A 23117-nucleotide genomic window follows, 5' to 3' on the forward strand; every position below is an offset into this window, starting at 1 on the left:
CACAACGCTATTAATCGCGTTTCGCAATCGCCGCATGAGACAGCTTTATTGATGTTTCGAACAATTCCAACTCTGATGTGCGGAGCAAAAAACGGATCGTGAGAAGCGCGGATGACGGTGGGATACGAACCTTGGGACAGGGCGCGCGGCGCTGAGATCATCGCCGAACATGCCGGGCTTGAAGGCGCCACGCTGGTGATCCTGCACGCGCTGCAGGAAGCGTTCGGCTACGTGCCTGAGCCCGCGATCCCGATGGTCGCAGAGGCACTCAATCTGTCCCGCGCCGAGGTGCACGGCGTGTTCACTTTCTACCACGACTTCCGCAAGCAACCGGCCGGACGCCACGTCCTCAAGCTGTGCCGCGCCGAGGCCTGCCAGGCTGCCGGCGGCGATCGGCTTGCCGCGCGCGCGGAGGCAAAACTCGGCGTTTCCCTAGGCAATACCACCGCGGACGAGCGCGTGACGCTGGAGCCGATCTACTGCCTCGGGCTATGCGCCACCGCGCCCTCGGCGATGCTCGACGGTCGCGTGGTCGGCCGGCTCGATGAAGCGCGCATCGATGCGCTGGTCGCGGAGGCACAGCGATGACGATGCGGATCTTCATCCCCCGCGACGCCGGCGCGGTCGGCGTCGGCGCCGATGAGGTCGCCCTCGCCGTCGCGCAAGCCGCAGCCGCGCGCGGCACGCCGATCGAGATCGTCAGGACCGGTTCGCGCGGGCTGTATTGGCTGGAGCCGATGGTCGAACTGGCAACCGCGCAGGGCCGCATCGCCTTCGGTCCGGTAACACCTGCGGACGTGCCATCCCTGCTCGATGCGATGGCCGGCAATGGCCCGCATGCCCTGCGGCTTGGTCTCACAGACGAGATCCCCTGGCTGAAGCGCCAGACACGCCTCACCTTTGCCCGTTGCGGCGTGATCGATCCGCGCTCCGTCGACGACTACCGCGCCCATGGCGGCTACAAGGGCCTGGAGCGGGCGCTGACGCTGACCTCCGACCAGATCCTCGCCGACGTCACCACGTCAGGCCTGCGCGGCCGCGGTGGCGCCGGATTCCCGACCGGCATCAAGTGGAAGACCGTGGCGCAAGCCAGTGCCGACCGCAAATACATCGTCTGCAACGCCGACGAAGGCGACAGCGGCACCTTCGCCGACCGCATGATCATGGAAGGCGACCCTTTCGTCGTCATTGAAGGCATGACGATCGCGGGGATCACGGTCGGCGCCACCAAGGGCTACATCTACATCCGCTCGGAATATCCGCACGCGGTCGAGGCGATGAACGCGGCGATCGCAGGCGCGCGCCGCGCCGGCCTGCTCGGCAAGTGCATCGGCGGCTCCGCGCATGAGTTCGATCTCGAGGTGCGGGTCGGCGCGGGCGCCTATGTCTGCGGCGAAGAGACCTCGCTGCTCGAGAGCCTAGAGGGCCGCCGCGGCATCGTCCGCGCCAAGCCGCCGCTGCCGGCGCACAAGGGCCTGTTCGGCCGGCCGAGCGTGATCAACAACGTGCTGTCATTCGCGGCGATCCCCTTCATCCTCGACAACGGCGCCAAGGCCTATGCCGATTTCGGCATGGGCCGCTCGCGCGGCACGATGCCGATCCAGCTCGCCGGCAATATCAAATATGGCGGGCTGTTCGAGACCGCGTTCGGCGTGACGCTCGGCGAACTCGTCGACGAGATCGGCGGCGGCACCTTCACCGGACGCGAGGTGCGCGCGGTGCAGGTCGGCGGACCGCTCGGGGCCTACTTCCCCCGCGCGCTGTTCGACACGCCGTTCGACTATGAGGCGTTCGCGGCGCGCGACGGCCTGATCGGGCATGGCGGCATCGTGGTGTTCGACGACACCGTCGACATGGTCAAGCAGGCGCGCTTCGCGATGGAGTTCTGCGCGATCGAATCCTGCGGCAAGTGCGCGCCGTGCCGGATCGGCTCGACCCGCGGCGTCGAGACCATCAACAAGATCATCAATGGCGAGCGCGTCGCGGAAAACCTCGCCGTGATCGAAGACCTCTGCAACACCATGAAGTTCGGCTCGCTCTGCGCGCTCGGCGGCTTCACGCCCTACCCCGTGATGAGCGCATTGAAACACTTCCGGGAAGACTTTGGTCCCGCACCGGCCCGGCTGCAGGCCGCGGAATAGCAAGGAAATCACGATGTCGCTGATCCAGGAAACCGACTTCGGCACGCCCAAATCCAAATCCGAGGCGATGGTGACGCTGACCATCGACGGCAACCAGATCACCGTGCCCGAGGGCACCTCGATCATGCGCGCCGCGATGGAAGCCGGCACCCAGATTCCGAAGCTCTGCGCGACCGATATGGTCGACGCCTTCGGCTCCTGCCGGCTCTGCCTGGTCGAGATCGAGGGCCGCGCCGGCACGCCGGCCTCCTGCACCACGCCGGTGATGCCCGGCCTCGTGGTGCACACCCAGAGCGAGCGGCTGAAGAAGCTGCGCAAGGGCGTGATGGAGCTCTACATCTCCGACCATCCGCTGGACTGCCTGACCTGCGCCGCGAACGGCGACTGCGAATTGCAGGACATGGCGGGCGCGGTCGGCCTGCGCGACGTGCGCTACGGCTATGAGGGCGAGAACCACGTGTTCGCCAAATCGCACGGCTGCGAAAACGACAATTGGATGCCGAAGGACGAATCCAATCCGTACTTCACCTACGATCCCTCGAAGTGCATCGTCTGCTCGCGTTGCGTGCGCGCCTGCGAGGAGGTGCAAGGCACCTTCGCGCTGACGATCTCCGGCCGCGGCTTCGACAGCCGCGTCTCGCCGGGCATGAACGAGAGCTTCCTCGGCTCCGAATGCGTCTCCTGCGGCGCCTGCGTGCAGGCCTGCCCGACCGCGACGCTGACCGAAAAATCCGTGATCGAGATCGGCCAACCCGAGCATTCGGTCGTCACCACCTGCGCATATTGCGGCGTCGGCTGCGCCTTCAAGGCCGAGATGCGCGGCGAGGAAGTGGTGCGCATGGTGCCGTGGAAGGACGGCAAGGCCAATCGCGGCCATTCCTGCGTCAAGGGCCGCTTCGCGTGGGGCTACACCACCCACAAGGAGCGCATCCTGAAGCCGATGATCCGCGAACGGATCGAGGATCCCTGGCAGGAAGTGTCGTGGGACGAGGCGATGAACTTCGCCGCCGCGAAGTTCAAGGGCATCCAGCAGAAATACGGCCGCGACGCGGTCGGCGGCATCACCTCGTCGCGCTGCACCAATGAAGAGACCTATCTGGTGCAGAAGCTGATCCGCGCCGGCTTCGGCAACAACAATGTCGACACCTGTGCCCGGGTCTGCCATTCGCCGACCGGCTACGGCCTGTCGCAGACCTACGGCACCTCGGCCGGCACCCAGGATTTCGACTCGGTCGAGGATACCGACGTCGTGCTGATCATCGGCGCCAACCCAGCCTCGGCCCACCCGGTGTTCGCCTCGCGACTGAAGAAGCGGCTGCGCCAGGGCGCCAAGCTGATCGTGATCGATCCGCGCCGCACCGAGATGGTGGAATCGCCGCACGTAAAGGCGCTGCATCTGCCGCTGCTGCCCGGCACGAACGTCGCCGTGCTCACCGCGCTGGCCCATGTCATCGTCACCGAAGGGCTCGCCGACGAGGCCTTCGTGCGCGAGCGCTGCGACTGGAGCGAGTTCGAGGACTGGGCCGCCTTCGTCGCCCAGGACAAGCACAGCCCGGAAGCGACCGCGATCATGACCGGCGTCGACCCGAAGGCGCTGCGCGAGGCGGCGCGAATCTATGCCACCGGCGGCAACGGCGCGATCTATTACGGGCTCGGCGTCACCGAGCACAGCCAGGGCTCCACCACGGTGATCGCGATCGCGAACCTCGCGATGGCGACCGGCAATATCGGCCGGCCCGGCGTCGGCGTGAACCCGCTGCGCGGCCAGAACAACGTGCAGGGCTCCTGCGACATGGGCTCGTTCCCGCACGAGCTGCCGGGCTATCGCCACATCTCGGGCGATGCGGTGCGCGAGCAGTTCGAGGCGATGTGGAACGTCAAGCTCAACAACCAGCCGGGCCTGCGCATCCCCAACATGTTCGATGCCGCGATCGAGGGCTCCTTCATGGGGCTCTACGTGCAGGGCGAGGACATCCTGCAGTCCGACCCGAACACCAAGCACGTGGTGGCGGCGCTGTCGGCGATGGAATGCGTCATCGTCCATGACCTCTTCCTGAACGAGACCGCGAACTACGCCCACGTCTTCCTGCCCGGCTCGACCTTCCTCGAGAAAGACGGTACCTTCACCAATGCCGAGCGCCGCATCCAGCGTGTCCGCAAGGTGATGACGCCGCTCAACGGCTATGCCGACTGGGAAGTGACGATCATGCTTGGCAAGGCGATGGGTTTCACGATGAACTACTCTCATCCGTCCGAGATCATGGACGAGATCGCCGCGCTGACGCCGACCTTCGCCGGCGTCTCCTACGCCAGGCTCGACGAGCTCGGCTCGGTGCAGTGGCCCTGCAACGAGAAGGCGCCGGAGGGCACGCCGGTGATGCATATCGGCGGCTTCGTGCGCGGCAAGGGCAAGTTCATCCTCACCGAATATATCGCGACCGACGAACGCACCGGCCCGCGCTACCCGCTGTTGCTCACGACCGGGCGCATCCTCAGCCAGTACAATGTCGGTGCGCAGACCCGCCGCACCGAGAACGTGGTGTGGCACGCCGAGGACCGGCTCGAAATCCATCCGCACGACGCCGAGCAGCGCGGCGTGCGCGACGGCGACTGGGTGCGGCTGGCGAGCCGCGCCGGCGAGACGACGCTGCGCGCCGAGATCACCGACCGCGTGGCGCCGGGCGTGGTCTACACCACGTTCCACCATCCGGACACCCAGGCCAACGTCATCACGACCGACTTCTCGGACTGGGCGACCAACTGTCCCGAGTACAAGGTCACCGCCGTGCAGATCTCGCCGTCGAACGGTCCGTCCGACTGGCAGAAGGCCTATGACGAGCAGGCGCGCATCTCCCGCCGCATCGCGCCTGTCGTGGAAGCCGCGGAGTAGCGATGCGCGAGCCCGTCCACAAGGCGATCCGGAAGGTCTGGCGCGACGGCGTCTTCAGCGACGGCGCGCGCCTGATCCCGGAGGAGACGCCGCTCGCGCTGACCTATAATGGCGGCACCTATGCCGTGATGATGGGTTCGCCCGAGGATCTCGGCGACTTCGCGGTCGGATTCAGCCTGAGCGAAGGCATCGTGCAATCGACTGAGGAGATCGAGACCCTCGACATCGTCGAGCTCGACGACGGCATCGAGCTGCGGATGTGGCTCAGGCCCGACAGGGCCGAGCGGATCGCCGAGCGGCGACGCAACATCGCCGGTCCGACCGGCTGCGGCCTGTGCGGCCTCGATTCGATCAGCGAGGCGGTGCGGCCGGCCGCGGTGGTGCCGACGGGCCGCATCTTCTCGCCGCGCGAGATCATGACGGCGGTCGCGGCGGTGGCGCCGCTGCAGGAGATCAACCACCAGACCCGCGCCGTGCACGCCGCCGCGTTCTGGACCGCCACGCGCGGCATCGTGGCGCTGCGCGAGGACGTCGGCCGTCACAATGCGCTCGACAAGCTCGCCGGCGCGCTGGCCCGCGACAAGGTGGGCGCGAGCGACGGCATCGTGCTGCTGACCAGCCGCGTCTCGGTCGAAATGGTGCAGAAGACCGCCGCGATCGGCGCGCCGCTGATCGCGGCCGTATCGGCGCCGACAGCGCTTGCGGTGCGGATGGCGGACGCCGCCGGCATCACGCTCGCCGCAATCGCCCGCGCCGACGGATTTGAGATCTTTACCCATCCGGAACGCGTCACAGGCGCAGTGCCCGGCAAGGAGTCCGCTTATGTCGTCGTCGCCTGACAAACTGGTCTATATGGCGAACCAGATCGGAAAGTTCTTCCACAGCCAGGGCCACGACCGTGCCGTGCAGGGCATTTCCGAGCACATCTGGAAGTTCTGGGACCCGCGGATGCGCAAGCAGATCTTCGCCCATCTCGACGCCGGCGGCGCCGGCCTCGAGCCCGATGTGCTCGACGCGCTGCTCAAGCTGAGGCAGCAGGCCTAGCCGGCCGCAAACTCCGCACTGTTTCTCACCGTCACCCAGAGGAGCCGCGCAGCGGCGTCTCGAAGGGTCGACGGCCCGGCTGGTGGCCGCGCATCCTTCGAGGCTCGCCCAGCGGCGCAATTGCGCCGCAAGGCTCGCACCTCCAGCGACAAAGGCAAAGCCTTTGCGCGGGGATGACGCGATTGAGATCGTGGAGTCGGCTACCGCTAACCCACGATCGCGTTGAAAACCCGGCGGACCTCGCTCTGGGTCTCGCGCAGGCGCGCTTCAAGCGCGGAGAAATCCGGCGCATCGCCGGCGCGCGCCATGACGCGCCGCAGATCCTCGCCCGCGGTCTCCGGATTGAACTTGCCGGTCACGCACAGCCGCAGGATCTGTGTGAGGTCGTGATAGAGCCGCGCCGCCGAGCGCAGGATCTCGGCTTCGGACTGGCCGAGCAGGCCGAGCTTGGCGGCAGTATCGAGCACCTGGAGCGTCGAGACGCTGAGGATCTCCGGCTTCACTGATGCATGCGCGAGCTGCAGATACTGCGCGATGAAATCGATGTCGACGAGCCCGCCGGCGGCGAGCTTGAGGTCCCAGACGTCGTCCTCGCCCTTCTCCAGCGCGATCGCGCGCCGCATGTCGGCAACGTCGGCGGCGGTCGACGCCGGATCGCGCGGCCGGGTCAGCACGCCGCGGATGATCGCCTCGATCCTCTCGCGGAATTCCGCTGACGACGAGATCACGCGCGCGCGCGTCAGCGCCATGTGCTCCCAGGTCCAGGCCTCGCGCTCCTGATAGTCCGCGAACGCATCGATCCGCGAGGCGACCGGACCGGCGCGGCCGGACGGCCGCAGCCGCATGTCGACCTCGTAGAGCACGCCGTAATTGGTCCGGGTCGTGAAGGCGCTGATCAGGCGCTGGGTGAAGCGGGCAAAATACTGCGCGCCGTGCAGCGAACGCTCGCCGTCGGAGTCGGGCGCCTCGCTGTCGAAATCGTAGAGCGTGATCAGATCGAGGTCGGAGGACGCCGTCATCTCGCGGCTGCCGAGCCGACCCATCGCGAGGATCGCGGTCTCCTGCCCCTTGATGCGACCGTATTGCGCTGCGAACTGGTCGGTGACGAGGCCGTGCACGGTGTGCACGATGCCTTCCGCAACATCTGCGAAAGCCGTGCTCGCGTGCTGCGCCGACACCGTGCCGGACAGGATCCGCGTGCCGATCAGGAACAGGCTCTCCTGGCCGAACAACCTGAGGCGATCGAGGAAGTCCTCGTAGGACGAGGCATCCTGCAACGTGGCGGCCAGCCGCTCCGACAATTCCTTCTTGTCCGGCATCGCGCCGAAGAAGCGCGGATCGACCAGGCCGTCCATGATCTGCGGTTGCCGCGCCAGCATGTCGCCGAGCCGCGGCGCCGCGCCGAGGATTAATGCGACCAGCGCCACGAAATCGCGGTTCTGGCTGAGCAGCGAGATCAGCCTTCCGCCCCGCTGCAGCGCGCCGAGGAAACGGTCGAACGCCGCCACCGCGTCGTCCGGCTCCTCGGCATGCGCGAGACCGTCGATCAGGCCGGGAATGAATTCGAGAAACGCCGCCCGCGTCGCCTCGACACGCAGCGCGCGATAATCGCCCTCGATCCACTGCTGCACGGTGCCGGCCACCGCGACCGGCTTCTTGAAGCCGAGTTGGGCGAGATGTTCGATCAGGCGGCCGTCTTCGGGCCCGGCGCCATAGTCGACATCCGGCAGCTTCGCGGTGCCGGTCGGGTCGTCGCCCTCGAACAGCTTGCCGTAGTGGTTCTGCACGATCTTGAGCTGGCCGAGCAGGTCTTTGGCGAAGGCCTCGCGGTTCTCGTAGCCGAAGAAATGCGCAAAACGCTCGACGTCCTCGGGCGCTTCGGGCAGCGAATGGGTCTGCTCGTCGGCGATCATCTGCAGCCGGTGCTCGACCCGGCGCAGGAATTCGTAGGCCGTCGTCAGCTCGTCGCGCGCCTCGAAGGTGATCCAGTTGCTGTCGGCGAGCACATTGAGCGCTTCCAGCGTCGGCCGCACCCTCAGCTCGGGATGGCGGCCGCCCGCGATCAGCTGCTGGGTCTGGGCGAAGAACTCGATCTCGCGGATGCCGCCGCGGCCGACCTTGACGTTGTGGCCCTCGACCGAGATCTCGCTCTGGCCACGATAGGTCTGCATCTGCCGCTTCATGTCGTGGACGTCGGCGAGCGCGGCAAAATCGAGGTGCTTGCGCCAGACGAACGGCGCGAGCTCGGCGATCAGCGCCTCGCCCGCTCTGGGATCGCCGGCGCAGGGCCGCGCCTTGATCATCGCGGCGCGCTCCCAGGTCCGTCCCTCGCGCTCGTAATAGTGCAAGGCCGCGTCGGTCGAGATCGCGACCTGGGTCGAGGCCGGGTCCGGGCGCAGCCTGAGGTCGACCCGGAACACATAGCCCTCGCCCGAGCGCTGCTGCAGCATCCGCGCCATCGCCTGGGTGACGCGGACGAAGAACGGCTGCGGCTCGATGTCCTCGGCGAGCGAGGTCGCCGTGCGATCGAAGAACACGATCAGGTCGATGTCGCTGGAATAGTTCAGCTCGCCGGCGCCCATCTTGCCCATCGCAAGCACGATCAGGCCCGAGCCGACTTCGGGATGCTCGGGATCGGCGGCGGTCATGCGGCCGCGGGCGACTTCCTGCCGGAACAGATAGCGCAGCGCCGATTGCACCGAATTCACCGCGATGTCGGTCAGCGCCGCCGTCACCCGCATCACCGGCCAGACGCCGCCGATGTCGCACAGCGCGATCATCAGCGCGGCCTCCGCCTTCATGCGGCGAAGCAGCACCATCACGTCGGCCTCGCTGCCGGCGGCGAGCACGTCGCGGGAGGCGGTCTCGATCAGCCCCGCCAGATGCGACTCCGGGTCGCACGACAGGATCCGGATCAGCCGGCCGGCATCCGCGCGCGCGAGCTCGAACAGATAGGGCGAGAACTCGGCAATGCCGCGCAGGATGTCGCGTGCAAACGGATGCTCCAGCAAGACTGCGAGCGCGGCCGATTGCGCCGGCTCGAGCTCGGCGAACCAGTCAGTCAGGCGCTGATCAGCGGATTCGGGCGCGGCGACACGCGGTCCATCCGCGAACCGCGCGGCCAGACAGTGTCGATCCGCGTTTCCCGGCGCGGCGGCATTCATGCCGCCTTCTGTGGCACATCCTGCGTTTGAGCCGCAAGCCTGTCACTGCCGCCCGCCCGCGCCGGCAGCACCAGCGTGGCCACCAGCCCGGGATGGGCATCGCCGAGCCTGAGCTCGCCGCCATGGAGCGTGGCGACCGCCGAGGCCAGGCTGAGGCCGAGACCCGAACCGGGTAAGGTGCGGCTCGCCTCCAGCCGGACGAAGCGCTCCACCGCGTGCTTGCGATCGCCCTCGGGGATGCCTGGACCGTGGTCGGTGACGCTGAGCAGGACCTGATCGCCCTCGCGCCGCGCCTCGATCAGGATCTCCCGCGCATCCGCCTTCATCGGCTCGACGCCCGGGTCGGGCTTGCCATATTTGATGGCGTTCTCGACCAGGTTGGCGACGGCCTGGCTGATCAATTCGCGGTTGCCGTGAACAGGCGCCGGCGCAGTCTTGACCTGCAGCGTCATACCATCGTCCTCGGCCAGCGGCTCGTACAATTCGTGGATGCCGTTGGCGACGTCGGCGCCGTCGAAATCGTCCATGTTGCCGCGCGCCTGACCGGACTCGGCCCGCGCGATCATCAACAGCGCGTTGAAGGTGCGGATCAGCCCGTCGGATTCCTCGATCGTCCGCTCCAGCGCCGCACGATAGTCGGCCTCGCTGCTGGAGCGCGCCAGCGCCTCCTCGGCGCGGTTGCGCAGCCGCGTCAGCGGTGTCTTGAGATCATGGGCGATGTTGTCGGAGACCTCCTTCAGCCCCGTCATCAGCGCCTCGATACGCTCCAGCATGACGTTGAGATTTTCCGCGAGGCGGTCGAGCTCGTCGCCGCTGCGGCCGACCGGCAGCCGGCCCGAGAGATCGCCCGCCATGATGCGCCTGGTGGTGCCGGTCATGGCGTCGATCCGGTGCAGCACGCGGCGGGCGACGAAGATGCCGCCGCCGATGCCGAGCACGACCACGACTAGGATCGACCATTGCGCGGCCTTGGCGACGATGCCGAACAGCCGCCGCCGCTCCTCGAGGTCGCGCCCGACCAGGAGGCGGAAGCCGTTGTCCATCTCAGCGACCCGCACCAGCGCGCGGTGATCGGTCTTGTCCTGGTCGTCGATCCGGCGATAGGCGGTCTCGCTCCAGCCCTGCACGCTCATCACACCCGGCGCCAGCGAGCCGACATTGCCGGCCAGCGCCTGCCCGTTCGGCGCGGTCAGGAGATAGAGATTGGCCCCCGGCCGCAGCGCGCGATTGCCCATGGTGGTCAGCAGGCCGTGCAGGCCGCGGCGATTATAGATGGACGTGATCTCGCCGATCTCGACGTTGACGGTCGTCGTGATCTGCTCGGTGATCAGCCGTCGCGTGTTCCAGGCGAAGTAAGCCAGCAGCGAGGCGGCGAACAGCGCGAACAGGAACAGATAGACCAGCGTCAGCCGAAACGCCGTGGTCCGGATCAGTTTACCGAATGCCGTCACGGATCATATACCCCGCGCCGCGGATGGTATGCAGCAGCGGCCGCTCGAAACCCTTGTCGATCTTGGAGCGCAGCCGCGAGATGTGGACGTCGATGACGTTGGTCTGCGGATCGAAATGATAGTCCCAGACATTCTCGAGCAGCATCGTGCGCGTCACCACCTGCCCTGCATGCTTCATCAGATATTCGAGCAGCCGGAATTCGCGCGGCTGCAAGGTCAGCTCGTCCTTGCCGCGGGCGACGCGATGCGACAGCCGGTCGAGCTCGAGGTCGCCGACCTTGTAAGTGGTCTCCTCGGCCGGCCCGACATTGCGCCGTGACAGCACCTCGACGCGCGCGAGCAGCTCGGCGAAGGAATAGGGCTTCGGCAGGTAGTCGTCGCCGCCGGCGCGCAGGCCCTTGATGCGGTCATCGACCTGGCCGAGCGCCGAGAGGATCAGGACCGGCGTCCGGTTGCCCTTGTCGCGCAGGCTGCCGATCAGCGACAGGCCGTCACGCTTGGGCAGCATGCGATCCACCACCAGCACGTCATAATCGCCGGTCTCGGCCATCGACAGGCCTTCCTCGCCGTCGGAGGCGAGATCTGCGATGTAGCCGACCTCGCGGAATGCCTTGACCAGATAGTCGGCGGACTCGCGGTCGTCTTCGATGATCAGGATGCGCATTTGCGGAGCGGTGGCGGTCACGGGAATGGGCCCTCTGTCAGCATGGCGCGGCCGGCCTGCACATGCAAGACGACCGCGCATATTCCGGAACTGTTGTGGGCGCATGATCTGACCGGAAAACCGGTATCCACTTTTCCGGATCATGCGCGGGAAAAAGTGGGCGGTGAAGCTGGGGGACTCCACCGCCCTGAGACCTTCCGACGGAGGGGGGCATATTCCATCGAAAGGCAACATAGGGAGCGAGCAAGGCGCCCGCCCCCCGGAACGCGCCGTCGGCGGGGGCGACGAATGCCGGCGACGCGTTCCAACTCATAGATAGTTATCCCTTGGCCAGCGGCACTGCCACGAAGCGCGACGAACCGCCGCTCTTCACGCGCATGAGAACGCTGTTCTTGTTGTCGTTGCGCGCCGCGGTGATCGCATCACGCACCTCACCGGCGGTGCCGACGGTCTTGCCGGCGACCTCGAGGATCACGTCGCCTTCCTTGAAGCCCCGCTCGGCGGCAGCACTCTTGGGATCGACTTCGGTCACGACCACGCCCTCCTTGCCGGCGCCGGCCACGCTGTTGGCGGGCGCCACGGTGAGGCCCAGCTTCGGCACGTCGGTGCCGCGGGACGAGTTGCCCTTGTCGCTGTTGTTGTCGGTGTCAGCCTTGGCTTCCAGGCTGTTCGGCAACTGGCCGAGCGTCAGGTTGACGGTCTTGTCCTGCCCCTTGTGCAGCACGTTCAACTTCACGGCATTGCCGGGCGCGAGGCCGCCGATGGTGCGGGCGAGTTCGCGCGCATCCTTCACCGGCTCGCCATTGACGGCGGTGATGACGTCACCGGACTCGATGCCGGCCTTGGCCGCGGGGCCGTTGGCCTGCGGTTCGGCAACCAGCGCGCCTTCGGCCTTCTTCATGCCGAGGCTGTCGGCGATATCGGAAGTCACCGGCTGGATCTGGACGCCGATCCAACCGCGGCTGACCGAGCCCTTGTCCTTCAGCTGGGCGACGACGCTCTTGACGGTCTGGGCCGGGATCGAGAACGCGATGCCGACGCTGCCGCCTGACGGCGAGTAGATCGCGGTGTTGACGCCCATCACCTCACCCGAGACGTCGAACGCCGGGCCACCCGAATTGCCCTTGTTCACGGGCGCATCGATCTGGATGAAGTCGTCATACGGACCGTTGCCGATGTCGCGGCCGGAGGCGGAGACGATGCCCGCGGTCACAGTGCCGCCGAGGCCGAACGGATTGCCGACCGCCAGCACCCAGTCGCCGATCCGCGGCTTGGTGTCGGAGAGCTTGGCAAACTGGAAGTTGGAGCCGCCCTCGACCTTGATCAGCGCGAGATCCGTGCGCGGATCGGTGCCGATCACCTTGGCGGAGAAAGTCTTGCCGTCGTCGGTCGTGACTTCGACCTTGTCGGCGCCGTCGACGACGTGATTGTTGGTCACGGCATAGCCGTCAGCCGAGATGAAGAAGCCGGAGCCCTGGCCCGTCACCACGCCACCGCCACGCGGTCCACCGCGCAGGCCCGGGGGCAAGCCATCCGGACCGCCGAAGCGGCGGAAGAAGCGCTCCATCGGCGAACCCGGCTGGAACGGCGAATCGTCATTGTTGCTGTCGTCCTTCGCGACCTTCTCGCGAATGTTGACCTTGACCGAGATCACCGACGGCTTCACGCGCTCGACGATGTCGGCAAATCCGACCGGCTGCTGGACCTTCTTGACCTCGTTATTGACCTGCGCATGCGCAGGGGTCGTGAACAGGTCGGCCGGGTTATGGGTGGGGCTGAAGCCATAGGTGGCGGCACCGAGGCCGGCCACGACCGAGGCCATCAGCGCAAGTTTGCGGGCAGAGAGCAGCGAGCGCTTCGGCGCCTTGTAGGACGGAAGGGACGAGAGGTCGGGACGGTCGGTCATGTGTTGAAATCTCCAAGGCCAGATTCACCGGTGCGGGGGCGGGCACCTGATGGACCTGAACATGGGGTCATCAGCCTTACGGCGCGCTGGCTGCGGAATTAAACTTTGGTAATCGAGCAGGTTGGCGCTGCGGCAGAATAGCGCAGGCAAATTAATCGCTTAAAAAGGAACTAAAGCGACTTGTCCGGCGCGGAGTCCGCCGCCAGCAGCCGTTCGAGGCGAGCCTCTTCGTCGGGCGTCAGTCCGGGGCCGGAATCGCCCCCGCCGGCTGCCGGATTGCCCTTGCGCCGGCCGAGGCGCCAGAGCGCAAAACCACCCAGCAAAAGCGCCAGCGGCGGGGTCAGCCACAGCACCAGCGTATGCTCGTTGAGGCGCGGCTTGAGCAGCACGAATTCGCCGTAGCGGGCGACCAGGAAATCGATCACCTGGCGATCACTGTCGCCGGCCGAGATCCGTTCCCGAACCAGCAGGCGGAGGTCGCGGGCCAGCGGCGCCTCGGAATCGTCGATCGACTGGTTCTGGCAGACCATGCAGCGCAGCTCTTTGGAGAGCTCGCGCGCCCTCGCCTCCTTTGCCGGGTCCGTCATGATCTCGTCGGGCAGCACCGCGCGGGCCGGCATCGCGCCGAGCACCAGGGTCGCCGCAAGCACAGCGGCTGCAAGCGCGCGCGACCGCATCACTCGGCCGCCTGCAATGCGCGCGCGGCCGCCTTCGCCGGCTTCGGCGCGCCGACCCGCAGGCGGCGGTCGGACAACGACAGCAGGCCGCCGAACGCCATCAGCACCGGTCCCCACCAGATCATGAGCACCAGCGGCTTGTGATAGATGCGCACCGCGATTGCGCCGTCGGTCGCGATGTCGCCGAGCGAAATGTAGAGCTGGCTCGCGCCGCGGGTCAGCAGCGCGGCCTCGGTCGTCGAGGCGCCGCGCGTGGTGAAGTTGCGCTTCGACGGGGTCATCACGCTGATCTTCTCGCCGTCACGCGTCACGGTGAATTGCGCGACCATCTCGCGGAAGTTCGGGCCCTGCCGCGGGTTCAGGCCGTCGAGCCGCAGCTGATAGCCGGCGACGCGGGCGACGTCGTCCGGCTTCATGGAGCCGATATATTCGCTGTTCCAGGTGGTCTCGCAGACGATCCCGATCAGCGCCACGCCGAGACCGGCATGTGCGAAGGCGGTGCCCCAGGTCGCGCGCGGCAGGCCACGCGCCCGGCGCAGCGAGAGCGACAGCGGAATCCGGAACAGCGCGATGCGTTCGGCGAGGTCGCACAGCGCACCCATGATGACGAAGGCCGCAAGCCCGATCGCGAGCGGCGCCAAGGTCGCGCCGCCATAGGTCCACGCAAGCACCAGGGCCATTGCCACCAGCGCAACGATGCCGGCAACCATCAACCGCTGCGCCGCGCCGAGCAGGTCGCCGCGCTTCCAGGCCAACAGCGGACCGAACGGCACCGCGACCAGCAGCGGCACGAACAGCGGCGCGAAGGTGAAGTTGAAGAACGGCGCGCCGACCGAGATCTTCTCGCCGGTCAGAACCTCGAGCGCCAGCGGATACAGCGTGCCGATGAACACGGTCGCGCAGGCGGTGGTGAGCAGGAGGTTGTTGAGCACCAGCGCGCCTTCGCGCGAGATCGGCGCGAACAGCCCGCCCTGCTTCAGCGCCGGCGCGCGCCAGGCGTAGAGCGACAGGCTGCCGCCGATGAAGACGAACAGGATCAGCAGGATGAACACGCCGCGGGTCGGATCGGTCGCGAAGGCGTGAACCGACGTCAGCACGCCGGAGCGCACCAGGAAGGTGCCGAGCAGCGACAGCGAGAAGGTCAGGATCGACAGCAGCACGGTCCACACCTTCAGCGCATTGCGCTTCTCCATCACCAGCGCCGAATGCAACAGCGCGGTGCCGGCAAGCCACGGCATCAGCGAGGCGTTCTCGACCGGATCCCAGAACCACCAGCCGCCCCAGCCGAGCTCGTAATAGGCCCAGTAGGAGCCCATCGCGATGCCGAGCGTCAGGAAGATCCACGCCATCAGCGTCCACGGCCGCACCCAGCGCGCCCAGGCGGCGTCGATCCGCCCCTCCAGCAACGCCGCCACCGCGAACGAGAACGAGATCGAGAAGCCGACATAACCGAGATAGAGCATCGGCGGATGCACCGCGAGGCCGATGTCCTGCAGCACCGGATTGAGGTCGCGCCCCTCGATCGGCGGGTTGGCGATGCGCAGGAACGGGTTCGAGGTGATCAGGATGAACAGATAGAACGCGCTGGCGACCCAGGCCTGCACCGCCAGCACATGGGCGCGCAGCGACAGCGGCAGATTGTTGCCGAAGGCCGCGACGAGGCCGCCGAACAGCGCCAGGATCGACACCCACAGCAGCATCGAGCCTTCATGGTTTCCCCACACGCCGGTGATCTTGTAGAGCAGCGGCTTCAGCGAATGCGAGTTCTCGAAGACGTTGGCGACCGAGAAATCCGAGGTGACGTGCAAGGTCACCAGCGCCGCGAACGACGCCGCGACGAACAGCAATTGGGCAAGCGCGGTGGAGCGCGCAACGTTCATCAGCGCCGCATCGCGCCAGCGCGCGCCGACGATCGGCACGATCGACTGGATCAGCGCGAGCCCAAGCGCGAGCACCAGGGCATAATGTCCGCTTTCGGCGATCACCGCATGGCTCCCTGGGTCGGCGCCGCGGAGGCGCTCGGCGTGTTGCCCGGCTTGTTGTCCGGCTTGGCGCCGTAGTCGTCCTTCCAATGGCCCTGCTTCTTCAAGGCGTCGGCGACGTCCTTCGGCATGTAGGTCTCGTCATGCTTGGCGAGCACGGTGTCGGCACGGAACACGCCCGACGCATCGAGCGCGCCTTCGGCAACGACGCCCTGCCCCTCGCGGAACAGATCCGGCAGGATGCCCTTGTAGGCCACCGGCAGCGTCGCGCCGCCATCGCCGACGGTGAAGGTCACCGCGAGATTGTCGCCGCGCTTGAGCGAGCCCTGCTCCACCAGGCCGCCGAGGCGGAAACGCTTGCCGGGGCCGAGATGCTTTTCGGCGACCATCGACGGCGTCGAGAAGAACACGATGGAATCGCGCAGCGCGTTCAACACCAGCCCCGCGGCGATCGCGAGCACGACGAGCGCACAGCCGATCAGTGTCAAACGCCGTTGCTTCCTGGTCATGGTCCATCCTTGCGCATGACGTTCCCCGAAAACCGCTGTGCACTTTTCGGCGTCATGCCCTATCCATCAAGCCCGAGATTCTTCAACCCTTCATTGAGCTGACGCAACCGATCCGCATTGTTGGCCACGGCCTGACGGGCATCCGCGAGCGCGCTCATCGCCTTGTCGCGATCGCCCATCACGAGATAGGCGCGCACCAGCCGCAGCCAGCCCTCGACGTCGTCGCCATTGGTCTTCAGCCGCGTCGCCAGCCGGTCGACCATGCCCTTGATCATGGCGCCGCGATCGGCCTCGCTCATGTCCTTCGCCGCCGCGACCGCACCGTCGGGCAGCGTGGGTGCGCTAACGCCCGGGGCGACGTCCGGCACGGTGCCGCCGACCCGCACCAGCGCCGCCTGCACCAGCGGCCGCCACGGCGCATCCGACGGCCCCTTCGCCAGCATCTTCTGCCAGAGCGCAGCCGCATCGGCCTTGCGGCCGTCCTGCTCGGCGGCGAGACCCAGGAAGTAATTCGCCTTGGCATCGTCGCCATTCAACGCGACCGCGCGCTCGAACTCCGCCTTGGCGTCCGCGGTGACGACCCCGCCGGCGCTCCCCATCAGCGCCTCGCCGAGATCGGCGCGGCGATCGGCGCTGTCGCCGGCGTAGGTGATGGCGTTGCGATAGGCGCGGACCGCGTCATCGTAGCGGCCGAGCCGCGACAGCACCGGCGCCAGCACGGTCCAGCCGCGGCCGTCGGTCGGGTTCTTCTCCAGATGGGCCTCGACCTGCGCGACCAGATTGGCGAGCGGCTGGTTGGCATCGGCCACCTTGCTGCGCTCGGCGAGCGGAAAGTCGCCGAGCCGCGGCGAGCCGAGTGCGAGATAGACGCCCGAAGCGATCACCGGCAGCCCGACCAGCGCCACGATTGCGGCGGCACGCCGCAGCGTGAGACTGCCCTGCACCGGCGCCTCGCGTCCGCTCTGGTCGGCGGCGGCCAGCAGCCGGCGGCTGATCTCGATCCGCGCGGCATCGGCCTCGGCGGCGCCGATGATCCCTGAGGCCATGTCGCGGTCGATCTCGGCGAGCTGGTCGCGGTAGACCACGACCTCGCTGCCGCCGGTGTCCGCCCGTCCGCGGCGGCTGAGCGGCCACAACACGGCAAAGATCGCCGCGACCGTCATCAGCGCGAACACAAACCACAGCGTCATCAAGCGGTTCCCGGATGGACCGGCGGCTTCCGGCAAGCCGCCTTAGAATCGCTTTACACTACCGGCGGCGAGCCCGGCAATTGACAATTGCTGGATCGACCGAAGGTCGGAATCAGGCGGCTTCCGGTGCCGTTCCGGCGGTATTGCAAGCGCATATTCGGACCAAGGCGCGCGCTACCAAAATATCGAAAACAACCCCATGCAAAGGTGCCGGCGGACGGCTGCCGGCTCCCGAATGCCGACTTGACACGTCGGGCAACTCAGCCGCACACTTCCATTATTCCGAAATCGCGCAAACATTCGCCGTCAGCGGTAATGCTACCCCGCCCGCGACGACTTCCGCTCGCCGGTCACCGCATTCTCCGCCGCGCGGTTCATCAGCGACGCGTAGTCGTGGCCGAACAGCACCTCGCAGAAGCGGATCGCGGCCTTGACCTGCTGCTGGCGGAAGGACCGGACCCGGGCATCGCCGCCGCGCAGCGACTGCACCAGCCCCTCGGTCGACTGCTCGACATAATGCTGCAGGTCGGAGAAGGTCCGCAGCGTCACCTCGTTGATCGCGAGCTCGCTGGCGTAGGTGCGGCACACCGCGACGAAATCGATCAGGGCGGCGGCGTCCTCGACCTCGGACGGGTCGATCTTGGCGCCGGCGGTGATGTCCTTGTCGGCGCGCTGGCGCAGGATGCGGCGGACCCGGCCCGGCACGCTGTCGATCTCCGATTGCAGCGCGTTGGAGGTGTCGGCGCGGACCGACGTCAACTGGCGGCCCCAGGTGGAGTCGTTGCGCAGATCGAGCTCGGTGCGCAGGCCGCGGACCCCGTCATGCAGGGTCTTGAGCTGCTCGCTGACATATTCGAAATGCCCGCGCCGGATGTCGGTGCGCAGACAGGCCGCGACGAATGACAGGTCATGCAGCGCGATGGTGACGGCGATGCCGTAGGGCGTTGCCGCAACCCGCAACTCGTCGTCGGAAGCCGCCATCTTGATGGCGAGACGGATGATCTGCCAGGGCGCGGCGAGCCGCTGCGCAATCAACGACAGCGCGAACGGCAATAGCTGCGGCGTCTGCAGCGACGGCAGTTTGAGCGCCTCCATCGCGGATGCGATCTGGGAATCGGAAAACACGCGGATCTGGCTCGGCAGCCGGCTGCCCAGGGTTTCGAGCGCTTCGCGGGCCTGCAGCACCAGGCCGATCGGCAGCAGGTCCTCGACGACGCTCGGCGGGCCCACGCGTGACAGCGCGCGCTGACGGTCGTCCTGGCTCGGCCCGGCGATCTTGAGGATGGCTTCAGCAGCCGCCAGCTGGAACTTGCGCGCGGCGATCTCCATCGGACCGCTCTCGGCCGCCACCCCCAGCGTCGCCTCGAAGTCGCGCGCCGCCTGGGGCGCACCCTCGCGGGCCAGCCATTGCCAGATCGGCAGCAGCGAGGCGCGCCGGAGCTGGCCGGGCCGGGTCGGGAAATTGGTCTCGGCAAGGAACGGCTCGAGCGGCCGGAACAGCAGCCGCGCCGGATCGTCGCTGCGCGGCTCGATCCGCTCGTCCTCCTCGGCCCCGCGCACGATCTTGCGCAGCTGCTCGAGCACCAGATTGGCCACGGCGACGTCGTCGCCGCGTTCGACCGCGCGCTCCAGCTCCCGCATCAGCAACGCCTGCGATTGCGGCGGAAGCTGCGCGAGATAATCCCTCAGCCGCTCGGTCGATTTCTGGCTCATGCGCCCGGTCGTGAAAGCTTGGTGCCCGGCAAACGCCGCAGCCCGTCCGCCCGCGATGATAGAGGCGGGCGCGTTAAGAAGCCGTTTAGGAATAATAGCGGCGCCGAAGCGAGGACAGGGCGCGTACTCATAAACTGGGACGCCCGCTTTCAGGGGCGAAGCAGACACGCGGACCAGACGTCGGGAATATCGCCTTGACCCGAAGCGGATAATTTGGGTGGCCTGGTTCCAGCGCCCCCATTTGAGCAGAGGACGAGGCCACCGAAGCCGGTGGGCCGGCTAGGCCGCATTCAAACCGTCGATTCTTGAAAGAAACGTCTTCAAGATCGGCGAAGCGTTGGCGCGATGATAGCCGACCGTTACGTCGATGGTCGGCGGCGCTCCTTCGAGCGGTAGGCTCACCACCGACCAGGGCAGAAAATTCTTTGCCGAGGCCGGTAAGATCGCAACCCCGCGGTTGGATGAAACGAGGGAGATCGCCATCGCATAGTTGTCGATCTCGAATGCCGGAGTAATCTCGATGCCGCAGCGATCGAGGTAACCGGCGATGATGGCCCGCAGCACACGTGGCACTTTCGAGATGCCGATATAGGTCTCGCCGACCAACTTCTTCGGATCGAAAGTCTCTCGCTGTGCGAGCTTGTGATCGCTGGGCAGAACCGCCACCAAGGGCTCCTGCGCCACCACCTTGAACTCGATATCCGGAGTGGGTTCTGAGCGCACGAATGCCACGTCCAGCCTGCGGTGCGCGAGTTCCTCCAGCAGCGTCGCGGAGTGATCGCTGGATACGCGGATTTCGATGTTGGCCAGTTCGTTGCGCAACAAACCGGTGGCGCGCGGCAGCCACTCGACTTCCTGTCCGGTGGTGAAGCCGATCGCGAACACTTGCTTGCTTGGCTGGGCCGCGCGGCGGGCGCCTTCGGTGGCGGCTTCGGCCTGCATCAGTGCCAGTCGCGCGTGATCGAGGAACACCTTGCCGGCTTCCGTGAGCTCCACGCCGCGGACGCTGCGGGTGAGCAACGGCACGCCGACCTCATATTCGAGGTCGCGGATCTGGCGGCTCAGGGATGGCTGAGCGGTGTTGAGCCGCCTTTCGGCAGCGACCGTGAGGCTTCCCTCCTCGGCGACGGCGACGAAGTAGCGGAGATGACGAAGCTCCATTCCATGCTCTCCAGGTATGGATGCGGAACTTACAAAGTCTTTTTCAAAAGCGCTAGCTGAGCCCAAATAGCTTCCAACACCGACGAGACACCAGCTTCTGACCATGCCCTCTGGGCAGGGACCGAGTGGCTAGTGCCCAATTCGAGGAGCTTTCGCCATGTCCACCCCCGTAGTCCTCATCACCGGAGCTCTGACCGGCATCGGCCGCGCTACCGCCATCGCCTTCGCCAAGCAGGGCGCGACCGTGGTCGCTTCGGGCCGCCGAGAGGCGGAAGGCCAGGCTCTGCAGGCCGAACTCCGGAGCCTCGGCGCCAAAGCAGCCTTCATCCGAGCCGACGTGCGACGTGAGGATGACATCGGCTTTCTGGTCGACCAGACGGTCGCGCGTTTCGGCCGGCTGGATGTTGCGGTGAATAACGCCGGCACCGAGGGCACGCCGGGCCCGGTGACTTCGACCACGCTGGAAAGCTATGCCGCGATGTTCGACACCAACGTGTTCGGCACCCTGCTCAGCCTGAAGCACGAACTCAGGGTCATGCAGCCTCAGGGGTCGGGAAGCATCGTCAACATCTCCTCCACCATGGGCGAGCGCGGCGCAGCCAACCTGTCGCTCTATGTCGCCAGCAAGCATGCCGTCGAAGGCCTCACCAAATCGGCGGCACTCGAGGCGGCAGCGTTCGGCATCCGTGTCAACGCTGTGGCGCCGGGGCCGACAGACACCGCGATGCTCGATCGCCTGACCGGCTCGCCCGAAAAGAGAGCGGCCTTTTACGCCGCCGTGCCGCTCAAGCGCGGCGCGAGGCCAGAGGAAATCGCAGAGGCCGTCGTTTTCGTCGCGTCCGAGAAGGCCTCGTTCATCACAGGGCAGATCGTACGGGTCAACGGCGGCAAGACCGCAAGCTGAATCCGATCGTCCGCTCATCTCATAGATAAAGGAGCTCTACCATGACCACGCATACACACCAAACTGCGCCTACCCAATTCGTCGAAGCCAACGGCATCCGCTTCGCCTATCGGCGCTTCGGCAAGACCGGCGGCGTACCGATCGTCATGAACATTCATTTCCGCGGCACCATGGACCATTGGGACCCGGCGGTGACCGACGGCCTGGCCGCGCAGCGCGAAGTCATCCTGTTCGACAACGCGGGCATTGGAGCCAGCACGGGCGAGACGCCGTCGACCATCCCCGGCATGGCGACAGACGCCATCGCCTTCATCAAAGCGCTTGGGATCGGCAAGACTGACGTCCTCGGCTATTCGGTCGGCGGCAAGGTCGCTCAGGAGATCGCCGTGCAGGCTCCCGATCTGGTGCGCAAACTGGTCCTGGTGGGCACCGGGCCGCGCGGCGCCGACACCGCTGCCAGCAAATCGGCAGAGATCTTCTCTGCCACCTACGATCCGCCCGAACATCTGTGGATCGCCGCGCATTTCCTGCCCAATGCAACCGGCCGCGCGGCCGGACTGAAGTACCTCGAACGCAAGTATCGCCGCAAGGACCGCAGCCCGGAGGTGAGCGAGGCATCGGCCACGGCGCAGTACGCGGCGATCGTCAAGTCAAACGAGAAGACCGACGGAGTGTGGGATTACCTGGCCGATATCCATCATCCGACTCTGGTGGTCGACGGCAGCAACGACCTGATCATACCCACGATCAACGGATTCACGCTGCAGCAGCGCCTGCCGAACGCGCAACTCATCGTCTATCCGGATTCGAGCCACGGGCCTCAGAACCAGTACCCGGAGCTCTTCGTGGCCCACACCACCATGTTCCTGGATGCATAACAAAGACGAGGGTCGTCGGGCCGGTCGGCCGCGCTTCCAGCGCGTCCGACCGGTGTCCTTGATTTCATAGAAGGAAAATCATCATGAAATCGTGCTGTGGAAAGACCGCGCTCGTCACCGGCGCCTCGCGCGGCATCGGGCGAGCCGCCGCCCTCGCTCTCTCCAGGGCGGGAGCCCAGGTCCTGATCCACTACGGACGCAACGCCGCAGAGGCACGCTCGGTAGTCGACGAGATCAAGACCACAGGAGGCAGGGCCGAGGCGATCGGCTTCGATCTCTCGGACGCCCAAGGCGCGCACAGGCTCGCCGCCAAGGTCCGCGAGATCGTCGGCGAACGGCTCGACATCCTTGTTGCGAACGCCGGAGTGGCCAAAGCCGCGACGATCGAAGAGACCACGATCGGAGATTTCGACGAGCTCTTCGCCGTCAACGTCCGGGCTCCGTTCTTTCTGGTCCAGCAGTTGCTGCCGATCCTCAAAGAAGGATCCAGCGTCATCTTCACCTCTTCGCTTGCGGCCCATGCGGCCGTGGGAGAGCTCGCTGCCTACGCAGCCACCAAGGGAGCCATCGACACCCTGGTCAAGCATTTCGCCCTGGTCCTCGGAGCGAAGGGCGTGCGCGTCAACGCGGTCGCGCCTGGCGTGGTCGAGACCGACATGTCCAGTTTCGCCAGGACCGAGGCCGGCCGCGATTTCACGCTTTCTCTGCAGGCGCTGAAGCGGGTGGCACAGCCCGACGACATCGCCGGCGCCATCGCCTTTCTCGCCTCCGACGCCGCGCGCTGGGTTTCCGGAGACACGCTGCGCGTGGACGGCGGATCGAAGCTTTGAGCGAAAACAAAGA

18 protein-coding genes are annotated in these 23117 nt (G+C 66.7%); 8 read left to right on the forward strand and 10 right to left on the reverse strand.

Going from position 1 to position 23117, the window contains the following annotated elements:
* The first annotated feature begins 111 nt into the window (after nt 1-111).
* Genes ACTUWL_RS04025 through ACTUWL_RS04045 form a run of 5 tightly spaced genes read left to right on the forward strand, consistent with a single transcriptional unit; the run spans nt 112 to nt 6075 of the window.
* A complete protein-coding gene (locus tag ACTUWL_RS04025) occupies nt 112-588 on the forward strand; it encodes a formate dehydrogenase subunit gamma (RefSeq protein WP_021082044.1) in 477 nt (158 codons plus the stop codon).
* On the forward strand, nt 585-2141 hold the full coding sequence (locus tag ACTUWL_RS04030; RefSeq protein ID WP_021082043.1) for a formate dehydrogenase beta subunit: 1557 nt from the start codon (nt 585-587) through the stop codon (nt 2139-2141). Before ACTUWL_RS04025 ends, ACTUWL_RS04030 begins: the two co-directional genes overlap by 4 nt.
* 13 nt (nt 2142-2154) lie before the next feature.
* Nucleotides 2155-5031, forward strand: a complete 2877-nt coding sequence (gene fdhF, locus ACTUWL_RS04035) for a formate dehydrogenase subunit alpha (RefSeq protein WP_021082042.1) — start codon at nt 2155-2157, stop codon at nt 5029-5031.
* 2 nt (nt 5032-5033) lie between these two features.
* On the forward strand, nt 5034-5870 hold the full coding sequence (gene fdhD / locus ACTUWL_RS04040) for a formate dehydrogenase accessory sulfurtransferase FdhD (protein WP_021082041.1): 837 nt from the start codon (nt 5034-5036) through the stop codon (nt 5868-5870).
* Nucleotides 5854-6075, forward strand: coding sequence for a formate dehydrogenase subunit delta (locus ACTUWL_RS04045; protein ID WP_021082040.1), 222 nt, complete (start codon nt 5854-5856; stop codon nt 6073-6075). Before fdhD ends, ACTUWL_RS04045 begins: the two co-directional genes overlap by 17 nt.
* Nucleotides 6076-6281: 206 nt before the next feature.
* Here the strand turns inward: ACTUWL_RS04045 and ACTUWL_RS04050 are convergent, their stop codons facing one another.
* The 10 genes from ACTUWL_RS04050 to ACTUWL_RS04095 all read right to left on the reverse strand — a co-directional run bounded on the left by ACTUWL_RS04050 (nt 6282) and on the right by ACTUWL_RS04095 (nt 20492).
* Nucleotides 6282-9239 carry a bifunctional [glutamine synthetase] adenylyltransferase/[glutamine synthetase]-adenylyl-L-tyrosine phosphorylase gene (locus ACTUWL_RS04050; protein WP_021082039.1) on the reverse strand — a complete coding sequence of 986 codons (2958 nt, stop codon included), beginning with the start codon at nt 9237-9239 and terminating at the stop codon, nt 6282-6284.
* Entirely contained in the window at nt 9236-10690 is a 1455-nt protein-coding gene (locus ACTUWL_RS04055; protein ID WP_021082038.1) for a sensor histidine kinase, read from the reverse strand. Before ACTUWL_RS04055 ends, ACTUWL_RS04050 begins: the two co-directional genes overlap by 4 nt.
* Complete coding sequence (locus ACTUWL_RS04060; protein WP_029878846.1) at nt 10674-11354, reverse strand: response regulator transcription factor; 681 nt, start codon at nt 11352-11354, stop codon at nt 10674-10676. Before ACTUWL_RS04060 ends, ACTUWL_RS04055 begins: the two co-directional genes overlap by 17 nt.
* Nucleotides 11355-11673: 319 nt before the next feature.
* Nucleotides 11674-13260, reverse strand: a complete 1587-nt coding sequence (locus tag ACTUWL_RS04065; RefSeq protein ID WP_021082036.1) for a Do family serine endopeptidase — start codon at nt 13258-13260, stop codon at nt 11674-11676.
* A gap of 170 nt (nt 13261-13430) precedes the next feature.
* Nucleotides 13431-13937, reverse strand: a complete 507-nt coding sequence (locus tag ACTUWL_RS04070; RefSeq protein ID WP_021082035.1) for a cytochrome c-type biogenesis protein — start codon at nt 13935-13937, stop codon at nt 13431-13433.
* Nucleotides 13937-15922: a heme lyase CcmF/NrfE family subunit gene (locus ACTUWL_RS04075; RefSeq protein ID WP_021082034.1), complete on the reverse strand. Its 1986-nt coding sequence runs from the start codon at nt 15920-15922 to the stop codon at nt 13937-13939. Before ACTUWL_RS04075 ends, ACTUWL_RS04070 begins: the two co-directional genes overlap by 1 nt.
* A complete protein-coding gene (ccmE, locus tag ACTUWL_RS04080) occupies nt 15919-16428 on the reverse strand; it encodes a cytochrome c maturation protein CcmE (RefSeq protein ID WP_021082033.1) in 510 nt (169 codons plus the stop codon). The genes ACTUWL_RS04075 and ccmE overlap by 4 nt, the downstream gene beginning before the upstream one ends.
* A gap of 59 nt (nt 16429-16487) precedes the next feature.
* Nucleotides 16488-17618 (reverse strand): c-type cytochrome biogenesis protein CcmI, encoded by a 1131-nt coding sequence (ccmI, locus tag ACTUWL_RS04085; protein WP_021082032.1) that lies wholly within the window; start codon nt 17616-17618, stop codon nt 16488-16490.
* Between the two features lie 318 nt (nt 17619-17936).
* Nucleotides 17937-19331 (reverse strand): hypothetical protein, encoded by a 1395-nt coding sequence (locus ACTUWL_RS04090; protein ID WP_021082031.1) that lies wholly within the window; start codon nt 19329-19331, stop codon nt 17937-17939.
* 279 nt (nt 19332-19610) lie between these two features.
* Complete coding sequence (locus ACTUWL_RS04095; protein WP_021082030.1) at nt 19611-20492, reverse strand: LysR substrate-binding domain-containing protein; 882 nt, start codon at nt 20490-20492, stop codon at nt 19611-19613.
* A 157-nt stretch (nt 20493-20649) separates the two neighbouring features.
* Here ACTUWL_RS04095 and ACTUWL_RS04100 point away from each other — a divergent pair, with 157 nt between their 5' ends.
* The 3 genes from ACTUWL_RS04100 (at nt 20650) to ACTUWL_RS04110 (ending at nt 23104) form a co-directional block, all read left to right on the forward strand.
* The gene (locus ACTUWL_RS04100) at nt 20650-21396 is read left to right on the forward strand and encodes an SDR family NAD(P)-dependent oxidoreductase (RefSeq protein ID WP_021082029.1); all 747 of its coding nucleotides are present in this window, start codon (nt 20650-20652) and stop codon (nt 21394-21396) included.
* Between the two features lie 41 nt (nt 21397-21437).
* On the forward strand, nt 21438-22274 hold the full coding sequence (locus ACTUWL_RS04105) for an alpha/beta fold hydrolase (protein WP_021082028.1): 837 nt from the start codon (nt 21438-21440) through the stop codon (nt 22272-22274).
* 83 nt (nt 22275-22357) lie between these two features.
* The gene (locus ACTUWL_RS04110) at nt 22358-23104 is read left to right on the forward strand and encodes an SDR family NAD(P)-dependent oxidoreductase (RefSeq protein WP_021082027.1); all 747 of its coding nucleotides are present in this window, start codon (nt 22358-22360) and stop codon (nt 23102-23104) included.
* Nucleotides 23105-23117 lie beyond the last annotated feature (13 nt).

Source organism: Bradyrhizobium sp. WCU1 (assembly GCF_053474805.1).

What these genes read in the sequence shown, in the direction of transcription:
- ccmI (WP_021082032.1), bottom strand. Translation starts at nt 17,618, where the DNA reads ATGACGCTGTGGTTTGTGTTCGCGCTGATGACGGTCGCGGCGATCTTT.
- ACTUWL_RS04030 (WP_021082043.1), top strand. Translation starts at nt 585, where the DNA reads ATGACGATGCGGATCTTCATCCCCCGCGACGCCGGCGCGGTCGGCGTC.
- ACTUWL_RS04100 (WP_021082029.1), top strand. Translation starts at nt 20,650, where the DNA reads ATGTCCACCCCCGTAGTCCTCATCACCGGAGCTCTGACCGGCATCGGC.
- ACTUWL_RS04110 (WP_021082027.1), top strand. Translation starts at nt 22,358, where the DNA reads ATGAAATCGTGCTGTGGAAAGACCGCGCTCGTCACCGGCGCCTCGCGC.
- ACTUWL_RS04025 (WP_021082044.1), top strand. Translation starts at nt 112, where the DNA reads ATGACGGTGGGATACGAACCTTGGGACAGGGCGCGCGGCGCTGAGATC.
- ACTUWL_RS04070 (WP_021082035.1), bottom strand. Translation starts at nt 13,937, where the DNA reads ATGCGGTCGCGCGCGCTTGCAGCCGCTGTGCTTGCGGCGACCCTGGTG.
- fdhF (WP_021082042.1), top strand. Translation starts at nt 2,155, where the DNA reads ATGTCGCTGATCCAGGAAACCGACTTCGGCACGCCCAAATCCAAATCC.
- fdhD (WP_021082041.1), top strand. Translation starts at nt 5,034, where the DNA reads ATGCGCGAGCCCGTCCACAAGGCGATCCGGAAGGTCTGGCGCGACGGC.
- ccmE (WP_021082033.1), bottom strand. Translation starts at nt 16,428, where the DNA reads ATGACCAGGAAGCAACGGCGTTTGACACTGATCGGCTGTGCGCTCGTC.
- ACTUWL_RS04105 (WP_021082028.1), top strand. Translation starts at nt 21,438, where the DNA reads ATGACCACGCATACACACCAAACTGCGCCTACCCAATTCGTCGAAGCC.
- ACTUWL_RS04095 (WP_021082030.1), bottom strand. Translation starts at nt 20,492, where the DNA reads ATGGAGCTTCGTCATCTCCGCTACTTCGTCGCCGTCGCCGAGGAGGGA.
- ACTUWL_RS04065 (WP_021082036.1), bottom strand. Translation starts at nt 13,260, where the DNA reads ATGACCGACCGTCCCGACCTCTCGTCCCTTCCGTCCTACAAGGCGCCG.
- ACTUWL_RS04090 (WP_021082031.1), bottom strand. Translation starts at nt 19,331, where the DNA reads ATGAGCCAGAAATCGACCGAGCGGCTGAGGGATTATCTCGCGCAGCTT.
- ACTUWL_RS04045 (WP_021082040.1), top strand. Translation starts at nt 5,854, where the DNA reads ATGTCGTCGTCGCCTGACAAACTGGTCTATATGGCGAACCAGATCGGA.
- ACTUWL_RS04060 (WP_029878846.1), bottom strand. Translation starts at nt 11,354, where the DNA reads ATGCGCATCCTGATCATCGAAGACGACCGCGAGTCCGCCGACTATCTG.
- ACTUWL_RS04050 (WP_021082039.1), bottom strand. Translation starts at nt 9,239, where the DNA reads ATGAATGCCGCCGCGCCGGGAAACGCGGATCGACACTGTCTGGCCGCG.